Consider the following 22,698-nt stretch of genomic DNA (forward strand, 5'->3'; position numbering starts at 1 on the left):
TACAGCCCAATGGATGCGTACGCCGCGACCTGGGGCCGCGGCGCGCGCGGCCCGGCGGGGCGGGATGGGGCCTGGCCCCCCGGGGCGCCAAAACGCTTCACAGATTCCGTTTTTCAGATTATGAAACCCTGCCCGGCCTGTGGCCGGCCCAAGGGCGCGCCCGCGTGGTGCGGGCGCCCTCACCAAGGACGCCCCCCCACCCGGTTGCGAGGCACGCATGACGGACTTTCCGCGCCCCTGGATGGATCACTACGACCGCGAGGTCGATCCGCACATCACCTACGAGAACATCCCCATCTTCGGGTACCTGGACCGCGCGGCGGACAACTTCCCCAAGCGCAAGGCCATCATCTTCCGCAACTGGTCCATGTCCTACCGCAAGCTGCGCGAGCAGTCCGAGGTCATCGCGGCCAACCTGCGCCACCTGGGGCTGCAACCCGGCGAACGCATCTCCATCATGCTGCCCAACTTGCCCCAGACCATCCTGTCCTACTGGGGCGCGCTGAAATCCGGGGCCGTGGTGGTGATGACCAACCCGCTGTACATGGAAAAGGAGTTGATCCACCAGATCAACGACGCGGGCTGCCGCTTCATGATCGTGCTCGACCACCTCTGGCCGAAGATCAAATCCGTGCAGGACCGGCTGCCCGGGGTGGAGAAGTTCATCGTCACCTCCATCTCCGACTGCCTGGCCCTGCCGCTCAACCTGCTCTACAAGATCAAGGCGAAGAAGGAGAACCTGTTCACCGACGTGCCGGTGGACGGCTCGCGCGTGGTGCGCTGGAAGCCGCTGACCAAGGGCGACGAGCGCATCAGCCGCCCCCCGGCGGACCCGCGCAAGGATCTCGCCCTGCTGCAATACACCGGCGGCACCACGGGCATCTCCAAGGGCGTGATGATCACCCACCGCAACATGACGGCCAACGTCCAGCAGTGCCACGCCATCCTGCACACCCTGGGCCGCGAGCACCAAAGCTTCCTGGACATCCTGCCCTTCTTCCACATCTACGGCCTGACCGTGGGCCTGAACCTGCCCACCAGCATCGGCGCCACCATGCTGCCCGTGCCGCGCTTCGTGCCCCAGGACCTCATCAAGGTCATCAAGGCCACCAAGCCGACCATCTTCCCGGGCGCCCCGGCGGTGTACGCGGCCATCCTGCACCAGAAGAACATCGACCCGGCGGACTTCAAGTCCCTCAAGGTCTGCGTGTCGGGCTCGGCGCCCATTCCGGTGGAAACCATGCGCGAGTTCACCCGGCTCACCGAGTCGGAGATCGTCGAGGGCTACGGGCTGACCGAGGCCTCGCCCGCCACGCACTTCAACCCGCTCACGGGCGTGAAGAAGCCCGGGTCCATCGGCCTGCCCCTGCCCGGAACCGACAGCCGCATCGTGGACATGGACGTGGGCCAGATCAACATGCCCCCGGGCAAGAAGGGCGAGCTCATCGTGCGCGGGCCGCAGGTCATGTCCGGCTACTGGCAGCGCCCCGACGAAACGGCCAACGTGCTGCGCAACGGCTGGCTCTACACCGGCGACATCGCCACCATGGACGAGGAAGGCTACTTCACCATCGTGGACCGCAAGAAGGACCTGATCATCTCCAGCGGGTACAACATCTACCCGCGCGAGATCGACGAGGTGCTCCACGAGCACCCCAAGATCAAGGACGCCGTGGCCGTGGGCATCCCCCACGCCTCGCGTGGGGAGATCGTCAAGGTCTACGTGGTGCTGCACGAGGGCCAGGAGATGACCAAGAGCGAGGTCATCGCCTGGTGCCGCCAGAAGCTGGCCAAGTACAAGCTGCCCCGGCAGGTGGAGTTCCGCACCGAGCTGCCCAAGACCATGGTCGGCAAGGTGCTGCGCCGGGCCCTGCGCGCCGAGGAGGCCGAAAAGGCCGAGGCCCGCGCGGCGCGCCGCGCGGCGCGCAAGGCCGCCGGCCTGCCCGCCGGTGCTGCGGACGACGAGCCCACCGACGACAACACGGAGAGCTCGGACCTGGACTAGCCGGGCGCACGGGCGGCTGCCCCCGGGCCGCCCCGCCACCAACGCAAGCGCCCCGCGCGGCTGTGCCGCGCGGGGCGCTCGGTTGTCGTTGGCCGGGGCGGGCGGCCCGGGCTCCGGGCCCCTAGAACCCCCGGGCCAGCTCCGCCGCGCGGACAATGGCGTCGGAGCGGCGCGCGTCGCGGCCCTCCATGAGCATGCCGTTGGTCGTCGCGCTGACCACGTCGGAGATGCCGATGAAGCCCAGGATCATGCGCAGCCAGGTGGACTGGTAGTCCCAGGTCTCCACCGGGTTGCCCTCGGGGTAGATGCCGCCGCTGGAGTAGGCCACGAAGGCCTTCTTGCCTTCGAGCATCCCGAAGTAGCCCTTCTCGTTCATGCCCACGGTGTAGCCGGGCTGCACGAGGATATCGAAGTACTGCTTCAGGCGGTAGGGCACGCTGAAGTTCCACATGGGCACGGCGAAGGCGTAGCGGTCGAACGACTTGAAGTCGTTGATGATCGCCTCGATCTCGCCCCAGGCCTGCTTCTCGTCCAGGGAATGGCCCCGGCCATGCAGGATATTGTACTTGGCCATGATCCGGTCGCCGTCAAAGGGCGGCAGGTCCATCTCGAAGAGGTTGCGGACCACCACCTCGGCCCCGGGGTTCACGGCCTTCCACTGCTCGACGAAGGCGTCGGCCACGGCCACGGAATGCGAACGCGACCCGCGCGGGGACGCCTTGAGATACAACAGCCTGTTCATCGTGTCCTCCTAGGTCTGGCTTGGTCTGACCTGGTCCGGACTGGTCCGGCCTGGTCTGGCTTGATCCGGCCCCGCCCTGCGGCGGGGGGTTGCTATCTTGACCAAACATATAGTCTTTGCACACCCGGCGTCAACGTGAACCGTGCCGGGTCGCAGCCGGGCCCCGGGAGTGCCGCCCCGCCCGGCGCGCGGCGCTCCCCCCGGCGCGCGCCCGCTGTCTCCGGCCTCCGCCCTGCCGGGCCCGGCGCGCAAAAAAAACAGCCCGGGGTGGCCCGGGCTGCGGCAAAACCATTGGTTGGCGGCCCCTTCGCCGCGCGCGGCCCTACACCCCGAGCAACTCCAGCAGCGCGGCCTTGATGCCCGCGCGGTCGATGCCCAGGCGCGCGCGCAACTCCTTCTGCTTGCCGTGCTCCACGAAGGCATCGGGCAGGCCCAGGCGGCGCACGGTGCGCCCGGCCAGCAGGTCGCGGTCGGCCAGGGCCTCCAGCACCGCCGAGCCGAAGCCGCCCGCCAGGGCGTTCTCCTCCACCGTGAGCACCCGGGTGGTGCCTGCCGCCAGGGCGGCGATCTGCTCCACGGGCAGCGGGCGCACGAAGCGCGCGTTGAACACCGCCACCTGGCGCCCGGTCTCGGCCTCGATCTCGCGCGCGGCCTCCAGGGCCGGGTGGACCCGGCTGCCGATGGCCAGCACCAGGGCGTCGGCGCCCTCGCGCAGCAGCTTGCCCCGGCCCAGGGCCAGGGGCCTGGGCTCGTCGTCCAGGGCCGCGCCGATGCCCACCCCGCGCGGGTAGCGCAGGGCCACCGGCCCGTCGTGCCCCAGCGCCGTGACCAGCATCCGCGCCAGCTCGGCCTCGTCCGCCGGGACCATGAAGGTCAGGTTGGGGACATGACGCAAAAAGCTCAGGTCGAAGGCCCCGTGGTGCGTCGGCCCGTCCTCGCCCACCAGCCCGCCGCGGTCCAGGCACAGGGTCACGGGCAGGTTCTGCAGGCACACGTCGTGCACGATCTGGTCGTAGGAGCGCTGCATGAAGGTCGAATAGATGGCCACCACGGGCCGGAAGCCCTGGGTGGCCAGCCCGGCGGCGAAGGTCACGGCGTGCTGCTCGCAGATGCCCACGTCCACGAAACGGTCGGGCATCTGCTCGGCGAAGGGCGACAGCCCCGTGCCCTCGGGCATGGCGGCGGTGATGGCCACCACGCGCTCGTCGGCCTCGGCCAGGCGCAGCAGCGTTCTGCCGAAGACCTCGGTGTACGAGGGCAGCGCGCAGGGGCCGAACTTCAGGGCCGCGCCCGTCTCGGGCTCGAAGCAGCCCACGCCGTGGAAGTAGGTCGGGTTGGACTCGGCGGGCTGGTAGCCCCGGCCCTTGGTGGTCAGCACATGCACCAGCACCGGGCCTTCCAGGTCGTGGACATGGCGGAACACGTCCACCAGCCCGTCCACGTTGTGGCCGTCGAAGGGGCCCAGGTAGTTGAAGCGGAAGGCCTCGAAGAGGATGCCCGGGGTGAAGAAGTGCTTGAAGGCCTCCTCGGACTTGCGCGCGTAGTCGGCCAGGTCGCTGCCGATCTTGGGCACCTGCTTGAGCAGGGCCTCCACGTCCTTCTTGAAGCGCACCACCCAGCGCTTGGTGATGCTCTTGGAGATGAACTGCGACAGGGCGCCCACGTTGCGCGAGATGGACATCTCGTTGTCGTTGAGCACCACGACCATGTCGCTGCCCATGCCCCCGGCCTGGTTCAAGCCCTCGAAGGCCAGCCCGGCGGTCATGGAACCGTCGCCGATGACGGCCACGACCTTGCGGTCCTCGCCGCGCAGGTCGCGGGCCATGGCCATGCCCAGGGCAGCGGAGATGGACGTGGACGAATGGCCCACGCCGAAATGGTCGTAGGGGCTCTCGCTCATCTTGGGGAAACCGCTCAATCCGCCCAGGGTGCGCAGGGTGCCGAAGCGCTCGGCCCGGCCCGTGAGCAGCTTGTAGCCGTAGGCCTGGTGGCCCACGTCCCACACGATCCTGTCCTGGTCGGGGTCGAAGACCTTGAGCAGGGCCAGGGTCAGCTCCACGACCCCCAGCGAGGGGGCCAGGTGCCCGCCGTTGGCGGCCACGGTCTCGATGATGCGCGCGCGCAGCTCCGCCGCCAGGGCGGCCAGCTCGGCGGAAGTCAGGGCCTGCACGTCCCTGGGCCGCGCGATGCGCGGCAGGATGGGCGTCTGCGGAAGTGTCTTGTCCATTGTCCTAGCTTTGCGGGCCATGGGTTCGCCGGTCCTTGTCGCGGGGGGCGCCGGAGGACCGCCGCCCGGGGTTGCCGTCAATTGGTGCGCTCCACAACATATGCCGCCAGATGGCCCAGGAAGTCCACCTGCGGGCCCCGGTAGCCCTGCAGGGCCCGGTTGGCCTGCACGGCGCACTGCACGGCCATGATCCGGCTCTGTTCCAGCCCCACCAGCGAAGGGTAGGTGTTCTTGCCCTGGTCCTGGTCGCTGCCCACGGGCTTGCCCAGCTCCTGCTGGTCGCCGACCACGTCCAGGATGTCGTCGGCGATCTGGAAGGCCATGCCCAGGTGCTTGCCGTATTCCATGGCGTTTTGCATGTCCTGTTCGCCGCCGCCGCCCAGGATGCACCCGGCCAGGCACGAGGCGGTGATGAGCGCCCCGGTCTTGAGGGAATGCATGCGTTGCAGGTCGCGCAGATCCACGCCCGCGCGCCCGGTCAGCTCCATGTCCACCTGCTGGCCGCCGACCATGCCGCTGGGGCCCGCGCCGTAGGCCAGCACCGCCGTGGCCTGGAGCACCCGCTCGGCGGGCACCTCCGTGACCCCGAGCATCAGGCTGAAGGCCTCGGTGAGCAGGGCGTCGCCCGCCAGGATGGCCGTGGCCTCGCCGAAGACCTTGTGGCTGGTGGGCTTGCCCCGGCGCAGGTCGTCGTTGTCCATGGCGGGCAGGTCGTCGTGGATCAGCGAATAGGTGTGGATGCATTCGATGCCCGCCGCGAAGGGCACCACGGCTTGCGCGGGCGTACCGGCGATCTCGGCCCAGACCATGCACAGCACGGGCCGCAGGCGCTTGCCCCCGGCCAGCAGGCTGTAGCGCATGGCCTCGGCCAGCCGGGGCGCGATGTCGCGGCCCTCCAGGCAGGTTTCCAGGTGCCGCTCCACCGCCGCCGCATAGTTGGCCAGGGTCTTCTTCACGTCCACGTCAGGCATCGCCGTCCTCCGGTGCGAAGTCGCGCAACACGCCGTCGGCCAGAATGGTCACCTCGTTGCGGGCCTTGTCCAGCCGCTCGCGGCAGCTCCTGGCCAGGGCCACCCCCTCGCGGAACAGGGTCACGCCCTCCTCCAGCGGCAGGTCCCCGCCTTCGAGCTTCTCCACGATCTCCCGCAGCCGGGCCATGCTGGCCTCGAAGCCGTCCTTGTCCTGACTCATGCGCATGCTCCTATTCTGGTCTGAGGCTGCCGGTGACAAGCGGCATGGGGTCCACCAGCTCGCCATACACCGCCAGGCCGAAATGCAGATGCGGGCCCGTGACCCGCCCGGTGCTGCCCACCCTGCCGAGCACGTCCCCGGCGGCCAGGGCGTCGCCGGGGCGCACCAGCAGCTCCGAGAGGTGGAAGTACATGCTCACCAGCCCCTGGCCGTGGTCCACATACACGCTGCCGCCCGCGAAATAGTGCTGCGCCGCCAGGACCACCGTGCCCGCGGCCATGGCCAGCACGGGCTGGCCCTCGGGGCCGCGCAGGTCCACGCCCCGGTGCGGGGCGCGCGGCTCGCCGTTGAAGAAGCGCCGCAGGCCGAAGGCGCTGGACACCGCGCCCGGCACGGGCCGCACGAACTCCCCGCCCCAGGCCCGGGGGCGGGACACGTCGGCCAGCACGCGGCGCACCTCGGCCCGCTCGGCCTCGTGGCGCGCCCGGGCCTCGGGGGTCAGGTGGACCATCTCGCGCGCCACGGAAAGCCGCTGCTCGGGAAAGCTGCGGTCCACCACGCGCACCTCGCGCTCCAGCACCAGCGGCCCGCCCGGCCCGGCAAGCCGCGCCACGAGCCGCACCGGGCCCGGCGCGGCTTCCAGGTTCGTGCCCAGGAGGGTCAGGGCCTCCCAGCCCCCGCCGCCCTCGCGGGGCTCCACCCGGGCGCGCACGGAGCCGAACTCCAGGTCCACCGCGCCCGGGGCCTCGTCGGCCACCACGCGCACGAAAAACGGCAGCCCCTGGCCGACCTCGGCGGGGCACTCCAGGCGCGCCCCGGCCCGGGCGGGGGTGGCCCAGGCCAGCAGGGCCAGGGCCAGCAGGACCATGAAGACACGCGGCGCGCGCATCACCCGGCCTCTCCATCCGGCCCGCCCGATCCGCCAGGTCCGGCCGGCCCGGGGCGCACGTCCAGCACCCGCGCGCCAACGGCGCCGTCGGCCACGCGGATGTCCAGCTCCTGCCCAGGCGCGGCCTCGGCCACGCTGCGCAGCAGCCGCCCCGTGGCCGCCACGCGCACCAGCCCGTAGCCGCGCGCCAGGGGCGCCTCGGGGTCCACGGCCTTCAGGCGCGATTCCAGCAGCGCCAGGGCCTGGGCCGCGCCCCGGGGCCCGGCCTGCCCGGCCAGGGCCAGGCGCCGCCCCAGGGCCCGGGCGCCCTCGGCCTCGCGCAGCAGGGGCCGCGCGGCCCGGGGCAGGCGCAGGGCCAGGGCCCGCACCTCGCCCTGCCGCCGCGCCACGGCCCGGGGTCCGAAGGCCGCGTCCAGGGCGCCCGCGCAACGGTCCAGCTCGGCCCGGGGCTGCGCCGTCAGGGCCTTGCCCGCGCGCAGCAGGTCGCGCAGGGCCGTGCCCAGGCGCTCCTGCATGCGCGCCAGCCGCTGGGCCGGGGAGAGCCAGCGCAGGGCCTTCTCCACCTGCCCTAGGGCGGCCTCGCGGCGCTCCAGCAGCCCGCCCATGGCGGTGAACAGCCCCTGCTCCAGCACGTCCACCCGCTGCATGAGCGCCGCGCGCTCGGGCCACAAAAGTTGCGCCGCGTGGCTGGGCGTGGCCGCGCGCACGTCGGCCACCAGGTCGGCGATGCTCGTGTCCACCTCGTGGCCCACCCCGCAGACCACAGGCACCGTGGCGCGGAACACTGCGTCGGCCACGGGCTCGGTGTTGAAGGCCCACAGGTCTTCCAGGGAGCCGCCGCCACGGATCAGCGCCACCGCCTCGGCCCAGCCGTCGGCGCAGGCCGCGTCCAGGGCGGCGGCCACCTGGGCCGGGGCCTGCTCGCCCTGCACCAGGGCCGGGTAGATGCGGATGGCGCAGCCCCAGCCGCGCTCCCCGGCCAGACACAGGAAATCGCGGATGGCCGCGCCCGTAGGCGCGGTGACCACGGCCACCCGCGCCGGGTGCGCAGGCAGGGGCCGCTTGCGCCCGGGGTCGAAGTAGCCCAGGCCCGCCAGGCGCGCCTTCATGGCCTCGAACTGCATGGCCAGCTGCCCGGCTCCCTGCTCCTGGACCAGCTCGGCCACCAGCTGGTACGCCCCCTGGGGCTCGAACACCGAAAGCCGCCCGGCCACCAGCACGGTGGTGCCCTCGGTCAGCTCGGCGGTGCAGCCGTGCTCGAGCACCTCGCCGGTGCGCGGGTCCACCCCGCCGGGGGCCACGCAGCGCTGGCTGCGCCGGAACCAGACCACGGACAGCCGCGCCCGGGCGTCCTTGAGGCTGAAATACAGGTGCCCGCTGGCCGGGCGGCTGACCCCGCCGACCTCGCCGCGCACCCACACGAAGGGGAACTGGCTCTCCAGCACGTCCTTGACGGCGCCCGTCAGCTCGCCGACCTCGAAGATGTGCGGCACCGCAGGCCCCTACTGCGCCGCCACGGCCACGCCCGCGCCGATCATCACCGTCCCGGCGGTGCGGTTCATGATCTTCCACGGGCGCGGGCGGCGCAGCAGCGCCCCGCCCCGCGCGGCCAGCACCGCGAAGGCCGTGGCCACGCACAGCACCGTGGCGCCGACGACCAGGGCCACGGCGGCCACGCCAGCGTGGGTCAGGTGCTCCAGGTCCACGAAGGCGGGCAGGAACCCGCAGTAGAAGGCGATGACCTTGGGGTTGCCCAGGGAGACGCACATCCCGCCCAGCAAAAAGCGCTTGCGCCCGCAGGCCGCGCCCGGGGCGGCCAGGGGCTCCCGGGGCGGCGCGGCGCGCAGGCTGCGCACCCCGAGCCAGACCAGATAGCCCGCCCCGGCCCAGCGCAGGGCGGCGAAGGCCGGCCCCGCCGTGCCCGCCACCCAGCCCAGGCCGTAGGCCGCGAACAGCAGGTAGACCATGTCGCCCAGGGTCGTGCCCATGGCCCAGAGCACGGCAGGCCCCCGGCCCCGGGTCACGGCCTGGGAGACGATGGCCGCGATGCCCGGGCCGGGCGCCGCCGCGAACACGGCCGACGCCCCGGCCAGGGCCAGCAGCGCGGCGCCAGTCAGGCCCCCGCCCAGGGTCGCGGCCAGCCCGGCCAGCGCGTCGGCGGCCATGCTAGCGGCACTCCTCGACGCCGTCCCCGGCGCCCAGGCCCCAGCCGCACCACACGCCCTTGCGCCACAGGGCCGCCTCGCGCGCGAAGCCCTCCAGGGGCAGCTCGGTCTTCTCGCCGCTGCGGCGGTCCTTGCATTCCACGATGCCCCGGGCCAGGCCCTTGCCGCCCACCACGCACTGCAGCGGGAAGCCGATGAGGTCGGCGTCCTTGAACTTCACGCCCGGGCGCTCGTCGCGGTCGTCCAGCAGCACGTCGGCCCCGGCGGCGCGCAGGGCGTCGGCCACCTCCTCGGTCCGGGCCAGCACGGCCTCATCCTTGGGGTCCAGGCAGAGCACCACGGCCTCGAAGGGCGCCACCGGCGGCGGGAACACGATGCCCGCCGCGTCGTGGTTCTGTTCGATGCACGCGGCCACCACGCGGGTCACGCCGATGCCGTAGCAGCCCATGATGATGGTCTGCTCCTTGCCCGCCTCGTCCAGGAAGCGCGCGCCCAGGGCTTCGGAATACTTGGTGCCCAGCTTGAAGACGTGGCCGACCTCGATGCCCCGGGGCAGGGCCAGGGGGCCGCCGCAGCACGGGCAGGGGTCCTTGGCGGTGATGGTGCGCAGGTCGCGGTAGTCGATCTTGGCCTGCACATCGCGGCCCAGGCACAGGTGGCGGAAGTGGGCGTCGGCCTTGTTGGCCCCGACCACGTAGTCCATGGCCGTGCGCAGCTCCTGGTCGGCCAGGATGCGCGCCACGCCAAGGCCCACGGGCCCGGCGAAGCCCACGGGCGCGCCGGTCCACTCCCGGACCTGCTCGGGGCTGGCCAGGCGCAGCTCGGCGCAGCCCAGGGCGTTCTTGAGCTTGATCTCGTTCAGCTCGCGGTCGCCGCGCACCAGCGCCGCCACGGGCTGGCCGTCGGCGTCGTAGAGCAGGGTCTTGATGATCTGGGTGGGGTTCACGTCCAGCAGCGCGGCGACCTCTTCCACGGTGTGCGCGCCGGGGGTGGGCACCTCGGTCAGGCGCGGGCCCTCCTCGGGGCTGGGGTCGAACTTGCCGCGCACCCCGGCCTTTTCCAGGTTGGCCGCGTAGTCGCAGGCCTGGCACACGGCGATGGTGTCCTCGCCCGTGTCGGCCAGGACCATGAACTCGTGGGAGAAGCTGCCGCCGATGGACCCGGAGTCGGCGTCCACGGCGCGGAAGCGCAGGCCCAGGCGGGTAAAGATGGCCGTGTAGGCGTCGTACATGGCGCGGTAGCTCGCCTCGGCCCCGGCCTCGTCGGCGTCGAAGGAGTAGGCGTCCTTCATGATGAACTCGCGGCAGCGCATCAGCCCGAAGCGCGGGCGGATCTCGTCGCGGAACTTGCCCTGGACCTGGTAGAGGTTCAGGGGCAGCTGGCGGTAGGAGCGCACCTCGCCGCGGATCAGGTCGGTGACGACCTCCTCGTGGGTGGGGCCCAGGCAGTAGTCGCGCCCGTGGCGGTCCTCGAAGCGCAACAGCTCCTTGCCGTAGTGCTCCCAGCGGCCCGACTCGCGCCACAGGTCCCCGGGCTGGACCATGGGCATGAGGATTTCCTGGGCGCCCGCGCGGTTCATCTCTTCGCGCACGATGGCGGCGACCTTGTTCACGGCGCGCAGGCCCAGGGGCAGGATGGTGTAGATGCCCGAGGTCAGCTTGCGGATCATGCCCGCGCGCACCAGCAGCTTGTGGCTCACGACCTCGGCATCGCCCGGGGCTTCCTTGAGGGTCGGGGCGTACAGGGTGCTCATCTTCATCTATGGCGTCTCCTTCTTGCGTTCTTCGAGAAATTTTTCCAGCTCGGCCATGAATTCGGGCAGCAGATTCTGCGCCCCGCGCACGGTGCGCACCACCTCGCCCCGGCGGAAGATCAGGCCCTTGCCCCGGCCTCCGGCAATGCCGATATCCGCGCCCTTGGCCTCGCCGGGGCCGTTGACCACGCAGCCCATGACCGCCACGGTGAACACGTCCGTCACCGGGCGCAGGCGCTCCTCCACGGCCCGGGCCAGCTCGGCCAGGGCGATCTCCGTGCGCCCGCAGGTGGGGCAGGAGACGATCTCCGGGCCGCGCGCGCGCAGGCCCAGGGCGCGCAACAGCTCCCAGGCCACGTCCATCTCGGCCACGGGGTCGCCCGTGAGCGACACGCGCACGGTGTCGCCGATGCCGTGGTAGAGCAAAACGCCCAGCCCCACGGACGATTTGACCGTGCCGCGCCCCGGGGTGCCCGCCTCGGTGACGCCGATGTGCAGCGGATAGTCGCAGCGCCCGGCCAGCAGGCGGTAGGCCGCGATGGTCGCGGGCACGCTGGAGGCCTTGACCGAGATCTTGGTGTCGAAAAAGTCGCGCTCTTCGAGCAGGCGCACGTGCTCCAGGGCGCTTTCGACCATGGCCTCGGGCGTGGGCCCGCCAAAGCGCGCCAGCAGGCGCTTGTCCACCGAGCCGGAGTTGACGCCGATGCGCATGGGCACCCCGGCGGCCTTGGCCGCGCGGACCACGGCGTCCACCTGGGCCGCCCCGCCGATGTTGCCGGGGTTGATGCGCAGCCCGTCCAGGCCCGCGTCCACGGCCATGAGCGCCAGGCGGTGGTCGAAGTGGATGTCGGCCACCAGCGGCACGGGCGAGTCGCGGCGGATGGCCGCCAGGGCCCGGGCGGCCTCCTCGTCCAGCACGGCCAGGCGCACGATCTCGCACCCGGCCTCGGCTAGGGCGCGAATCTGGGCCAGGGTCGCGCCCACGTCGCGGGTGTCGGTGTTGGTCATGCTCTGCACGGCCACGGGATGGTCCCCGCCGATGGCCACCCCCCCCACGCGCACCACGCGCGAGACCCGGCGCGGGGGCCGGAAGGGGTCGGTCACGGTGGCGTGGGCGTGCTCTGCGGCGGTCATGGTGCGGCTCGTGTGCTGCGGCTTGCGAAGAGAAGGCTTGTTACCCCATTTCCCGCGCCAAGCCAAGGACAACCCGCCCCCCGGCCCCGGGCGGGCGGGGCGGGGAAAGGCCGCGCGGCAATCCGCGCGGGGTGGCCGCCGCCCCCGGGCCGCCTTGCGGGGTGGGGAAAACCATGCGCTCGGCCCGACGGTCCTTATGCACGACGCCGGGCCGCCCGCCCGGGCGGAAAAACCCTGCGCGCCTAGAAATACCCCAGGCTGCGCAGGGCTTCCATGTGCCGCTCCTTGTCCTGGTCGCGGCCCGAGCGCTCCCCGGCGCCGGGGTCCGGCAGGGCCGTGCAGGGCACGCAGCCCAGGGAGCGGTAGCCCTGGCCGTAGAGCGCGCAGCAGGGCAGCCCGTGGTCCAGGGTGGCGGCCCAGATGTCGAATTCGCCGAAATGCCACAGCGGGGCCAGGCGCAGGTGCGGCGGGTCGGCGTGGGCCTCGGCGGCGGGGCGCGCGGCGCGGGCCGGGTGCTCGTCGGCGCGCACCCCGGTGATGAGCACGGCAATATCCAGCGCCGCCACGGCCCCGGCCAGGGGTCGGACCTTGAGGTCGCGGCAGCAGGCCACCTTGTCCACGGCCACGGGGTAGGCCTCCAGGTCCACCCCGGGCCGGGCCACATGCAGGTCCACGCCCCAGGCCTCGGCCAGGGCGTCGCGAAAGGCCAGCACCTGCGGGAACTTGCAGCCCGTGTCCAGGTTCACGGCCCGGGGCCGCGCCCCCGGGGCGACCTCGGCCAGCACCGCGCGCCACAGCCACAGGGCCAGGGTCGAGTCCTTGCCGCCGGTCCAGGCCACGGCCACGCGCCCCGGCCCGGCGGCCAGGGCCGCCGCGCGCAGGAAAGCCCAGGCCGCCGCCAGGCGGCCCTCCAGCACGGGCCCGCCCGGGGCCAGGGGCGGCAGGGCCGCCAGCAGGGTTTGGGGATCGATCGTCTGTCCGCTCATGGGTCCGGCCACGCTCCCTGCGCCGCAAAGGCAGCGCAGGCCCCGGATACCCCAGGCCAGCGCCCTTGGCAACGGCGCGGGCGGGCCGCCCGCCAGACCCAGGCCGCGCGCAGGACGCCGCCCTCCCCGAAAGCGCATTGGCAGCCCCTTCCCGCACCCCGGAGCAAAAAAATGCGCCCCGACGAAAATTCCTCCTTGACGGCCACGCCAAAGGAGCCTAAAAACCGACCTCTCGACAGCGTGGGCTCGTAGCTCAGTCGGATAGAGTGCCTGGCTACGAACCAGTAGGTCGCAGGTTCGAATCCTGCCGGGCCCACCACGATACGAACAAGGGTTTCAGGGTGCAACAGCCATCCTGAAACCCTTTTTCCTTTCCCGCCGCGCCTGCGGCAGGCAGCAGAAAGCGCCCCGCCTGCGGCCGACAGTCCAGGAGGCGGCCTTCGGAGCACCCCGCCTGCGCCTGCATGCCTCCCCGACTGGCGCGCAACGCGGCGCCCAGCCCGCGCCCGCGCGCCCTGCCGTGGCGAGCGGGCCAGGGGCACGGCCTGCGAACGCCACCGCCCGCGCCAGCACCGCCCCGCCAAGACAAAAACCTCCGTGACCCGCCAGCGGTCTCCCCTCGCGCACGCCCCCTCGGCCGCGCCGGCAGCCGCCTTTTTCCGTGCCCGGGGTTGCACCGGGGCGGCGAAGCTGCTAACAAGGAAGACTCGCGCATCCTCCTTCGCCCCGTTCCCGCCCCGCTCCCCGCTCCCGCGCGCAACAACGCATCCCGGCAGGAGTCACGCCATGAGCATGCAGTGCAAGACCATCGTCATCGGCCCGGCGGGCGCCCCGCTGTGCGTGCCTGCCGCCATGTGGGACGAGCTGCTGGCGCGCCGGGGGCCGCACCCTTTCCACGCCGGGCGCACGGTGAGCGCGGCCCGCGCGCTGCTGACCGTGGCCCCGGGGCGCGCGCCGCGCCTGGCCGGGCTGCAATGCCTGCGCGTGTTCTTCGACCAGGCCGGGCTGGCCTCCAAATGGCTGCTGTCCGCCGTGATGTTCGCCCCGCCCTGCCCCCTGGGCCCCGGCGCCGCGCCCGAGCCCGTCCCCGACAAGCACAGCCGCGACCCCCTGTTCTGGTACCCCGACCGGCGCGAGCTGCGCGCCATCGCCGAGGCCCTCACCGCCGCCTGGGCCCGGGGCCCCGGCGCCACGACGCGCCCGCTGCCCGCAACGCCCGCCCTGGCCGTGCTCCCGCCCGCCATCCCCCTGACCCAGCGGCTGCGCTGAGGCCCGCCCCGCGCCCTGCGGGCCGTTCCGCGCCCGGCATCACTTCGCGCCGCGTCCTCCGCCCTGCCCGCACCGCCCGCGCGCCACGCCCCGGCGGCCCGAACCCGCCGCAGCGCCGCCCGCAAGGGCCTTGATTCAAACGCCGTTTCATGCCATGGTTCCCCGGCGGTCTGCCAACCGCCCACACCACCGGACCGACCTGGAGCGCCACCTGCATGGGACCCGGACCTGGCACCGACTCGCCCTATCACCGCGTCAAGCGCAACCTGGCCCGGGCCAACGGCTACCTGCGCCGCAAGGAATACCGCAAGGCCGTCCAGGCCGCGACCACGGCCTTCGCCATCAAGCCCGACTGCGCCCAGCTCGTGGGCAAACACAAGCACGAGCTGGAATTTTTGTGCATCGAGTTCTGCGACAACTTCAATTCCAACCCCGGCGTCATCGCCTTCATGCACGGCATCAAGATCCGCGCCCGGCCCTTTCTGGCCTACGGCCCCGGCTGCGAGGAGCGCGTGCGCACCAAGCTCGACATCATCGGCGAGCGCATGGACGCCAAGGAGCGCGAGGCCGAGGCCCGGCGTCTGGCCGCCCTCCAGGAAAAGAAGGCCACCTGGCTGGAGCGCGGCCAGCGGGCCCTGGACGAGGGCCGCTACCCGCGCGGCAAGGCCTGGCTGCGCCGCGTGGTGGACGAGTTCGGCCACGAGCCCGGCGTGCTGGCCGACATCGCCGCGCGCCTGCTGGACAAGGATCTGCTGCCCGAGGCCGCCGACATCCTGGCCCAGGCCCGGGCCGCCGACCCCCGCGACCCCGCCATCTACACCATGGCCATCCAGGCCTACCAGGGCCTGGGCGAGATGGCCAAGGCCGAGGCGGTCTACCTGGCGGCCATCCGCCAGTTCGGCGGCCACCCGCAAACCTACCTGAACCTGGCCCGGCACTACATGACCTGGCGCAAGCGCGACAAGGCCTACGAATTCGCCCGCAAGGCCCTGGACGCCGACCCCGCCCTGACCGAGGCCCGCGAGATCATGCGCCGCACGGGCTGACCCCGCCCCGCCGCCCGCGCGACAGCCTTCGACACAGGGCCACAAGGCCCCCGGCCCCCGCTGCACGGGACGCAACGCGACTAGGCGCACAGCGCGACTTGACCCCCGCCCCGGGCGCGGGTATCCCCGTAGCGCGCGCCCCGGACAGCGCGCCCCGCGCCACCCCCAGCCCCGGAGCCCCCATGGACCTCAAGGCCAGCATCAAACGCGCCACCAGCCTCGCCCGCGAGCAGGGCCACGACATGGTCGTGGGCGACGACGGCTCGGGCGCGTGGGTCATCATGCCCCTGGCCGACCCGCGCTCCGACGCCCTGCGCCCGGGGTTCATCGTCGGCCCCCAGGGCCTGCGCTACCCCGAGGACCACGAACAGGCCGTGGGCCTCATGGCCCGGGGCCGCTGAAGGCCGCCGCCCGCAGCGCCACCCGGAGCCGCCCCCCTTGCCGCGCGGCCCGAAACGTGGGAAAGCCTGAGCGGCGGCAAGCACTTGCAAGACAAGGACACGCGAGACAGGCACGCCCATGAGCACGTCCCCCCTGCCCACGGCCTTCGCCCCGGCGGAGCGCTCCCCCGAAGCGGAAATCCTCGCCGACGCCCGCCTGTTCCAGACGTCCACCGCCTCCGAGGTGCTGGACGCCATGCCCGCGCCGGTGCTGGTGCTCAACCCCTGCCGCCAGCTGGTGCACGGCAACCAGGCCCTGTGGCTGTACCTGGACAAGGACGGCCCCGGCGACGCCCTGGGCCGCAGGCCCGGCGAGCTGTTCGACTGCACCTACGCCCGCCAGACCCCCGGCGGCTGCGGGACCACCGAGTTCTGCCGCGAATGCGGGGCCGTGGGCGCCATCCTCTCCAGCATCCGCGGCCTGGCCGCCACCCGCGAGTGCAACATGCTGCGCGAGGCAGGCGGCGAGATCACGGCCCTGGACCTGCTCGTCCACGCCGCGCCCTACGTCACCCTGGGCCGCCCGCTGACCATCTTCACCATCCACGACGTGAGCCACGCCAAGCGCCGCCGCTACTTAGAGCGCATCTTCTTCCACGACATCATCAACAGCGCGGGCAACGCCACCGGGCTGGTGGAGCTGCTCCACGAGCAGGCCGAGGGCGAGCAGCGCCACGAGCTGGGCCTGTTGCTGCGCACGCTGACCCACCTGGTGGACGAGATCCAGAGCCAGAAGACCCTCCTGGCCGCAGAAAGCCAGGAGCTGGTGGTGCGCAACGCCCCGGTGCGCTCCGCCGAGCTGCTGGACGCCCTGGCCGCGCAGTACGCCAACCACCCCCGGGCCGAGGGCCGGACCATCGCCGTGGAGCAGGCCAGCGACGCGGTGGAGCTGGTCACCGATCCGGCCCTGCTGGGCCGCGTGCTGGGCAACATGCTCAAGAACGCCCTGGAGGCCACGCCCCCCGGGGGCGCCGTGCGCGCCTGGTGCCGCGCCCAGGGCGAGACGGTGGGCTTTTTCGTCCACAACCAGGGCCGCATCCCGGCCCGCGTCCAGCGCCAGATATTCCGCCGCTCCTTCTCGTCCAAAGGCGACGACCGGGGCCTGGGCACCTTCAGCATGCGCCTGCTGGCCCAGAACCACCTGGGGGGCCGGGTCTGGTTCACGTCCACGGAGCAGGAGGGCACCGTCTTCTGCGTGGAGCTGCCCCGCCGCCCCGCCGCCCCGTAAAAAACGGCGGGACCGGCCTTGCGGTCCGGTCCCGTTGTCCTTGCCTCGTTCGTCCCGCCGGGTCACTCCCGCGAGATGGCCTGCGCCGGGCAGGCGTCAATGGCCTCGCCCACACAGTCCAGGGTGCTGTCCGGGTCCTTGACCACGGCCAAGTCCCCGTCGGCGTTCATCTCGAAGACGTCGGGGCACAGCTCGACGCAGGATTCGCAGCCCATGCAATCCTCATTGATGACGATACCCATTGCTCGGACCTCCGTATTGGGTTGAAAGGCTTGCCCGGACCATAGGGCATCCGGCCCGCTTTTTCCAGGGCTTTTTCAACAATACCGAGTGTGCCACCAGCATTTCCCGCCCCGGGGCGGTCTTTTTTCGCCCCGGGCCCTAAAGTTCCCTCAAGCCCTGCCGATATGACGGGGACAAGGCGTTTTGTTCGGCCTGCGGCAAGGAGGGGAGGCCTATGGATTTCAGCATCAGCTCGGACATGTCCACGACGACCATGTCCATGGGCATGAGCAAGCAGGAATTCGGCGCCCAGGTGGTATCCAAGACTCTGGACTACATGAACTCGAACCAGTCGTCCTTCGGCTCCAACGCCGACTACGACTTCCAGACCAGCGTGCTCGGCGCCGCGTACAACGGCTCCGGGACCATGCTCGACATGATGATCTAACGCCGCCGCGCCGCCGGACCGGACGCCTTCGACAGCGGAACCCCGCTCCTGCACGCCTGCAGGGGCGGGGTTTTCCTTGTGCGCGCCCGGGCCTTTGACCTCGGGGCGCGCTTGTGTCACACCACTGCGGTGGCCCAAGGGCCGCAGCAGCAATCCCAACCCGTCACGGAGGCGCCATGAACCGCATCGCATCCCTGGCCGCCGCGCTGGCCGCCGCCGCCCTGCTGGCCGCCTGCGGGCCGACCCTTGGCTGGTCCAAGAAAGGCCTGCACCCCTCGGCCTGGAGCATCGACGAGGACAACTGCACCTGGGAGGCGACCCACGAGCTTCAGGGCGACGGCACCTACGCCCCCGTGGAGCGCTCCGACGAGGAGATCGAGACGCGGGTCGGCCGCTGCATGCAGGGCCAGGGCTACACCTGGGGCCCCATCGACGACTGACGGGCCGCCCGGCCCGGCGCAGGCGCCAGGACCCCGGCGGCCCGGCCAGAAACAGGCGCGCCCGGGGCTCAGTCCTGGTCCTCGGGCTCCAGCAGGTTCTTGTCCACCGCGTGGCGGATGAACAGCGACAACACCTGCTCGCCGTCCTCGAAGAGAACCATCAGCCGGTCCTTGTCCAGGTGGCCGAGCCTGCTGGTCACGAAATCCTTGATGCCCAGGGCGGCGGCGACCTTGAACAAGTCGGCGTAGTCCTCGGACGAGTTCAGCAGGGCGTAGATGCCGCCCTCCATGCGCCCCAGCAGTTCATCCACGTCCAGGGAGCCCAGGTCGGGCGCGGTTTCCTCGGTCATACGTCCTCTCTTGCTTGATGCGGCCATGCCCCCTTCGCCGCCGGGCGCGGGGCACGGCGCCCCGCTCTCCCCCCATACGCTGCCGCCGGGGGTGCGTCAAAAGCATTGTGCCCCGAGGCGGGGCCACACGCCGCCGCCGGATTTCCGCCAAGGTGCCCCCGGGGGCGGCCCGGGGCTGGACGCCGCGCCCCCAAGCCCTGTAAGAACCACCACGAGCCCGCGCGGCGGCCCGTGCCTCGTGAGCCGCCACGCCGCCGGGCAATCCGCCGCCAAGGAGCCGCCACCATGCCCCAGCCCCCCGCCGCCAACCTGCTGGCTGCCGAAAAAAGCCCCTACCTGCTGCAACACGCGCACAACCCCGTGCACTGGCGCCCCTGGGGCGAGGCCGCCCTGGCCGCCGCCCGCGAGCAGGACAGGCCGCTGTTCATCTCCATCGGCTACTCGGCCTGCCACTGGTGCCACGTCATGGAGCGCGAATCCTTCGAGGACGCCGAGGTGGCCGCCGCCCTCAACGCGCAGTTCATCTGCGTGAAGGTGGACCGCGAGGAACGCCCCGACGTGGACGCCGTGTTCATGACCGCCTGCCAGATGACCACCGGGCGCGGCGGCTGGCCGCTGACCGTCTTCGCCACCCCGGACGGCGAGCCCTTCTTCACCGCCACCTACCTGCCCCCGCGCACCGTGCCGGGCCGCCCGGGGCGGCCCGGGCTTGTGGAGATGGCCACGCACATCGGCCGCCTGTGGCGCGAGGACCGCGCGACCCTGGCCAAGGCCGCCGCCCAGGTGGCCGAACACCTGGCGGGCTACTTTGCGGGCGCGGCCAAGGGCGGGGCCCTGCCCGGCGCGCAGGTGCCGGAGGAGGCCGCGCGCGAGCTGGCCCTGCGCTACGACCAACGCTTCGGCGGCTTCGGCCCGGGGCCCAAGTTCCCGGCGCCGCACGTCCCGGCCTTCCTGCTGGCCGAGGCCCGGCGCAGCGGGCAGCCCGCCCCGCGCGACATGGCCCTGCACACCCTGTCGGCCATGCGCCTGGGCGGCATGTTCGACCAGGTGGGCCTGGGCTTTTTCCGCTACAGCACCGACGAAAAATGGCTGCTGCCGCACTTCGAGAAAATGCTCTGCGACCAGGCCGGGCTGGCCCTGGCCTGCCTGGACGCCTTCGCGGCCACGGGCGCGCCGCTGTTCGCGCGCAGCGCCGAGGAAACCTGCGACTATGTGACCCGCGTGCTCACCGCGCCCGGCGGCGCCTTCCACAGCGCCGAGGACGCCGACAGCCCGGACGGCCAGGGCGGCCACGGCGAAGGCGCCCACTACGTCTGGACCACCGCCGAGATCATGGCCCTGCTGGGGCCCGACGACGGCGCCTTCGTGACCACGCGCTTCGGGATGCAGGCCGGGGGCAACTACCGCGACGAGGCCACGGGCCAGCCCACGGGCGCCAACATCCTGCACCTGCGCGGCCCCCTGCCCGCCGCCGAGGACGCCCGCTGGGAGCGCATCCGCCCCCGGCTGCTGGCCGCGCGCGAGGCCCGCCCCCGGCCCGCAATGGACACCAAGATCCTCGCCGACTGGAACGGGCGGATGATCGCCGCCCTGGCGCGCACCGCGCGCCTGCTGGACCGCCCGGACCTGCTTGAGGCCGCCGGGCGCGCGGCGGATTTCGTGCTCACGGCCATGGTCCGCCCCGACGGCGGGCTGTGGCACTCGTGGTGCGCCGGGCAGGCCGCCGTGCCCGGCACCGCCGACGACTACGCGGCCCTGGTGGGCGCCCTGCTGGAACTCTACGCGGCGGACCACGACCCCGACCGCCTGGCCCGGGCCCTGGAACTGCAACGGCGCATGGACCAGGACTTCTGGGACCCGGCGACCCCGGGGGCGGCGCAAGGAGAGACGCAGGCGGCAGCGGAGACTCCGGGAATGGGCAAAGAACACGGAGCGCCAGCAGCGACAGGCGCGCGGCAGCCCGGGGCCCCGGACGCAGGCGCCGCGCCCACGGGCAGCGGCTATTTCCTCACCGCCGGGCAGGCCCCGGGGCTGCCCGCGCGGCCCAAGGAGGTCTACGACGGGGCGCACCCCTCGGCCAACTCCCTGGCCCTGGACAACCTGCTGACCCTGGGGCGGCTCACGGGCGACCCGGCGCACACCCGCCGCGCCGAGGCGCTGCTGGCGGCCTTTTCGGGCAACCTCGCCGAAAATCCCTCGGCCCACGCCCATTTCCTGTGCGGCCTGCTCCGCTGGCTGGCCCCGGGCCCGGACGTGGTCGTGGTCGGCACCCCCGGCAGCCCGGACACCGCAGCCCTGCTCGCCGCCATCCGCACTCAGGCCCCGCCCGACACCCTGGTCCTGCTCAAGAACCCGGCGGACACGCGCCTGGACGCCCTTGCGCCGTTCACCCAGGACATGGCCGCCCAGGGCGGCAAGGCCACGGCCTACATCTGCCGCGACCAGACCTGCGCCCCCCCGGCCACGGACCCCGCGCGCCTGCCGTTCTGACCTCCGGCGACCGGTCGCACAAACACAGACCTCCCCGCCAGCCCAGGCTGGCGGGGAGGGCTTGTTTTTTCATGCGGGTTCCGGCCTTCGACGCGCCTTCTCTCTAATCACTTGCGATTTAGCCAACTTTATGCAAAGAATATGGATAATCACTTGCATTTGATTACAAGATAAAATCCGATTTAAACGTCAGACGATGAAGACCACACACGATGGCATCACCAAAAGCTTTTGAACCTTTTTTTATATAGGTCCTAAAATGAGCGCATTCAAAGAAACGCAGGACGCCTTGTTTCAAAGTGCATTCAAATATGCCGCCATTGGTATGGCCATAGTTGCACCTGACGGGACTTGGATTAAGGTCAACGATGCTCTGTGTTCGATTATCGGCTATACCTCGCAAGAGCTCATGGCCAAGACATTTCAAGATGTCACCCACCCGGACGACCTGGATGACGACCTAAAATTCGTCCATCAAGTCCTTGCAGGAGAGATTAATACCTACCAGATGGAAAAACGCTACTTCCACAAGCAAGGCCACATTGTTCATATTCTCCTCAGCGTCTCGCTTGTTAGGAACGAAGACGAATCACCTCGCTTCTTCATCTCCCAAATACAAGACATCACCCAGCAAAAGCGACTGGAATCTGAGCTTACCCGCTTGGCAAGGGAAGATGAACTCACCGGAGTATCCAACCGACGCTATTTCATCGAATGCGCAACAAGGGAAATTATTCGGGGAAGAAGATTTTGTGAGCCCCAAGCTCTTATGATGATCGACATAGATCATTTCAAGAGAATCAACGACACATATGGCCATGATGTTGGGGATGAAGTGTTGCGCAAGATGGCTCAAGAATGCAGCAGCTCGTTACGCGTCGTGGACGCCTTTGGGCGCTTGGGGGGCGAAGAATTCGGCGCTCTCATCCTCAATACCGATGCCAGCATCGCCATAATGCTGGCCGAGCGGATGAGAAAACGGATTGAGGAGCTCATTGTTGAGACTTCGGGAGAAGCAATCCAGTTCACCATCAGCATAGGATTGGTTTCTTTCACAGAGACTGACCTCTCCATGGAAGCACTTTTAAAGATAGCGGATGAAGCCCTATACAAAGCGAAAGAAACCGGGAGAAACAAAATCGTGGCGCACCACGCCGCAGGAAAATCCTCTCCTGAAACGCCCCCAGAACGTATGCTCACGTCCTTCATCCGGCTTGAATGGAAGAAGGAATACGAATCTGGATGCCAAACAATCGACAAGCAGCACCAGCACTTGTTTGTATTGTCCAACAACCTTCTGGCGGCGACCATAGCTGGTCTTCCCGACGAGCAGGTGGAGGCTTTCGCCGATGAACTCACCAGCCACATGGTTGCCCATTTTCGAGCCGAAGACGAAATTTTCCGCAAAGCTGGATATCCAGGAGCCGACACCCACAGCAGGGCCCACAGTAATCTGATTCAGGACATGCATGCACTCCTCGACAAATTCAAAGATGGACATGCGTCTGTAACAGACCTGTTCAACATCATGGTCATCAAGATCGTCAGGGACCACATGCTCAAAGAAGATAGGAAATTCTTCCCCTATCTTGAAATCGGTGAGCCAGGTAAGGGGCAAGAGCAACCATCGAGGTGACGAGCCCTATGCTACCATCCTCAAAACCATCCGAGAG

General features: G+C 70.7%; 21 protein-coding genes and 1 tRNA gene. 10 read left to right on the top strand and 12 right to left on the bottom strand.

Annotated features, from left to right (window positions below):
* Positions 1–217: 217 nt before the first annotated feature.
* Positions 218–2,005 (top strand): long-chain-fatty-acid--CoA ligase, encoded by a 1,788-nt coding sequence (locus G495_RS18120; RefSeq protein WP_084457984.1) that lies wholly within the window; start codon positions 218–220, stop codon positions 2,003–2,005.
* 121 nt (positions 2,006–2,126) lie between these two features.
* Here G495_RS18120 and G495_RS0107210 read toward each other — a convergent pair whose 3' ends face one another.
* The 10 genes from G495_RS0107210 to G495_RS0107255 all read right to left on the bottom strand — a co-directional run bounded on the left by G495_RS0107210 (position 2,127) and on the right by G495_RS0107255 (position 13,092).
* Entirely contained in the window at positions 2,127–2,747 is a 621-nt protein-coding gene (locus G495_RS0107210) for an FMN-dependent NADH-azoreductase (protein ID WP_028587256.1), read from the bottom strand.
* A gap of 322 nt (positions 2,748–3,069) precedes the next feature.
* Positions 3,070–4,974 carry a 1-deoxy-D-xylulose-5-phosphate synthase gene (dxs, locus tag G495_RS0107215; protein ID WP_028587257.1) on the bottom strand — a complete coding sequence of 635 codons (1,905 nt, stop codon included), beginning with the start codon at positions 4,972–4,974 and terminating at the stop codon, positions 3,070–3,072.
* A gap of 77 nt (positions 4,975–5,051) precedes the next feature.
* Positions 5,052–5,945, bottom strand: a complete 894-nt coding sequence (locus tag G495_RS0107220) for a polyprenyl synthetase family protein (RefSeq protein ID WP_211234133.1) — start codon at positions 5,943–5,945, stop codon at positions 5,052–5,054.
* Positions 5,938–6,165: an exodeoxyribonuclease VII small subunit gene (xseB, locus tag G495_RS0107225; protein WP_156939623.1), complete on the bottom strand. Its 228-nt coding sequence runs from the start codon at positions 6,163–6,165 to the stop codon at positions 5,938–5,940. The genes G495_RS0107220 and xseB overlap by 8 nt, the downstream gene beginning before the upstream one ends.
* Before the next feature lie 10 nt (positions 6,166–6,175).
* The gene (locus tag G495_RS0107230) at positions 6,176–7,054 is read right to left on the bottom strand and encodes a M23 family metallopeptidase (protein ID WP_035251309.1); all 879 of its coding nucleotides are present in this window, start codon (positions 7,052–7,054) and stop codon (positions 6,176–6,178) included.
* A complete protein-coding gene (xseA, locus tag G495_RS18125; protein ID WP_051445165.1) occupies positions 7,054–8,547 on the bottom strand; it encodes an exodeoxyribonuclease VII large subunit in 1,494 nt (497 codons plus the stop codon). Before xseA ends, G495_RS0107230 begins: the two co-directional genes overlap by 1 nt.
* Positions 8,548–8,556: 9 nt before the next feature.
* Positions 8,557–9,219, bottom strand: a complete 663-nt coding sequence (locus G495_RS0107240) for a LysE family translocator (protein WP_051445166.1) — start codon at positions 9,217–9,219, stop codon at positions 8,557–8,559.
* A 1-nt stretch (position 9,220) separates the two neighbouring features.
* Complete coding sequence (locus tag G495_RS0107245) at positions 9,221–10,978, bottom strand: proline--tRNA ligase (RefSeq protein WP_028587262.1); 1,758 nt, start codon at positions 10,976–10,978, stop codon at positions 9,221–9,223.
* A complete protein-coding gene (gene ispG / locus G495_RS0107250) occupies positions 10,979–12,106 on the bottom strand; it encodes a flavodoxin-dependent (E)-4-hydroxy-3-methylbut-2-enyl-diphosphate synthase (RefSeq protein ID WP_035251311.1) in 1,128 nt (375 codons plus the stop codon).
* A gap of 242 nt (positions 12,107–12,348) precedes the next feature.
* Positions 12,349–13,092: a phosphoadenosine phosphosulfate reductase family protein gene (locus tag G495_RS0107255; RefSeq protein ID WP_169734365.1), complete on the bottom strand. Its 744-nt coding sequence runs from the start codon at positions 13,090–13,092 to the stop codon at positions 12,349–12,351.
* A gap of 242 nt (positions 13,093–13,334) precedes the next feature.
* Between G495_RS0107255 and G495_RS0107260 the strand changes: the two genes are divergently transcribed.
* The 5 genes from G495_RS0107260 (at position 13,335) to G495_RS0107280 (ending at position 17,075) form a co-directional block, all read left to right on the top strand.
* A tRNA-Arg gene (locus G495_RS0107260) sits at positions 13,335–13,411 on the top strand.
* A 467-nt stretch (positions 13,412–13,878) separates the two neighbouring features.
* Positions 13,879–14,361, top strand: coding sequence for a hypothetical protein (locus G495_RS0107265; protein WP_028587265.1), 483 nt, complete (start codon positions 13,879–13,881; stop codon positions 14,359–14,361).
* 215 nt (positions 14,362–14,576) lie between these two features.
* Positions 14,577–15,407 (top strand): tetratricopeptide repeat protein, encoded by an 831-nt coding sequence (locus tag G495_RS0107270; protein ID WP_028587266.1) that lies wholly within the window; start codon positions 14,577–14,579, stop codon positions 15,405–15,407.
* 182 nt (positions 15,408–15,589) lie between these two features.
* A complete protein-coding gene (locus G495_RS0107275) occupies positions 15,590–15,808 on the top strand; it encodes a hypothetical protein (protein WP_028587267.1) in 219 nt (72 codons plus the stop codon).
* A 118-nt stretch (positions 15,809–15,926) separates the two neighbouring features.
* On the top strand, positions 15,927–17,075 hold the full coding sequence (locus G495_RS0107280; RefSeq protein ID WP_028587268.1) for a sensor histidine kinase: 1,149 nt from the start codon (positions 15,927–15,929) through the stop codon (positions 17,073–17,075).
* Positions 17,076–17,137: 62 nt separating this feature from the next.
* Here G495_RS0107280 and G495_RS0107285 read toward each other — a convergent pair whose 3' ends face one another.
* Complete coding sequence (locus G495_RS0107285; protein WP_028587269.1) at positions 17,138–17,317, bottom strand: ferredoxin; 180 nt, start codon at positions 17,315–17,317, stop codon at positions 17,138–17,140.
* 215 nt (positions 17,318–17,532) lie between these two features.
* On the opposite strand from G495_RS0107285, the gene G495_RS18130 reads away from it, so the two are divergent.
* Positions 17,533–17,745, top strand: a complete 213-nt coding sequence (locus tag G495_RS18130) for a hypothetical protein (protein ID WP_035251314.1) — start codon at positions 17,533–17,535, stop codon at positions 17,743–17,745.
* A gap of 176 nt (positions 17,746–17,921) precedes the next feature.
* Positions 17,922–18,185 (top strand): hypothetical protein, encoded by a 264-nt coding sequence (locus tag G495_RS0107295; RefSeq protein WP_028587270.1) that lies wholly within the window; start codon positions 17,922–17,924, stop codon positions 18,183–18,185.
* Positions 18,186–18,253: 68 nt separating this feature from the next.
* Here G495_RS0107295 and G495_RS0107300 read toward each other — a convergent pair whose 3' ends face one another.
* Positions 18,254–18,535 carry a hypothetical protein gene (locus tag G495_RS0107300; RefSeq protein WP_028587271.1) on the bottom strand — a complete coding sequence of 94 codons (282 nt, stop codon included), beginning with the start codon at positions 18,533–18,535 and terminating at the stop codon, positions 18,254–18,256.
* A 285-nt stretch (positions 18,536–18,820) separates the two neighbouring features.
* On the opposite strand from G495_RS0107300, the gene G495_RS0107305 reads away from it, so the two are divergent.
* Together G495_RS0107305 and G495_RS20955 are read left to right on the top strand one after the other, a co-directional pair.
* Entirely contained in the window at positions 18,821–21,025 is a 2,205-nt protein-coding gene (locus tag G495_RS0107305) for a thioredoxin domain-containing protein (RefSeq protein ID WP_028587272.1), read from the top strand.
* A gap of 259 nt (positions 21,026–21,284) precedes the next feature.
* Entirely contained in the window at positions 21,285–22,661 is a 1,377-nt protein-coding gene (locus G495_RS20955) for a bacteriohemerythrin (RefSeq protein ID WP_084457990.1), read from the top strand.
* Positions 22,662–22,698: the final 37 nt, after the last annotated feature.

It is taken from the genome of Desulfocurvus vexinensis DSM 17965 (assembly GCF_000519125.1).
GTDB classification, from domain to species: Bacteria; Desulfobacterota; Desulfovibrionia; order Desulfovibrionales; family Desulfovibrionaceae; genus Desulfocurvus; species Desulfocurvus vexinensis.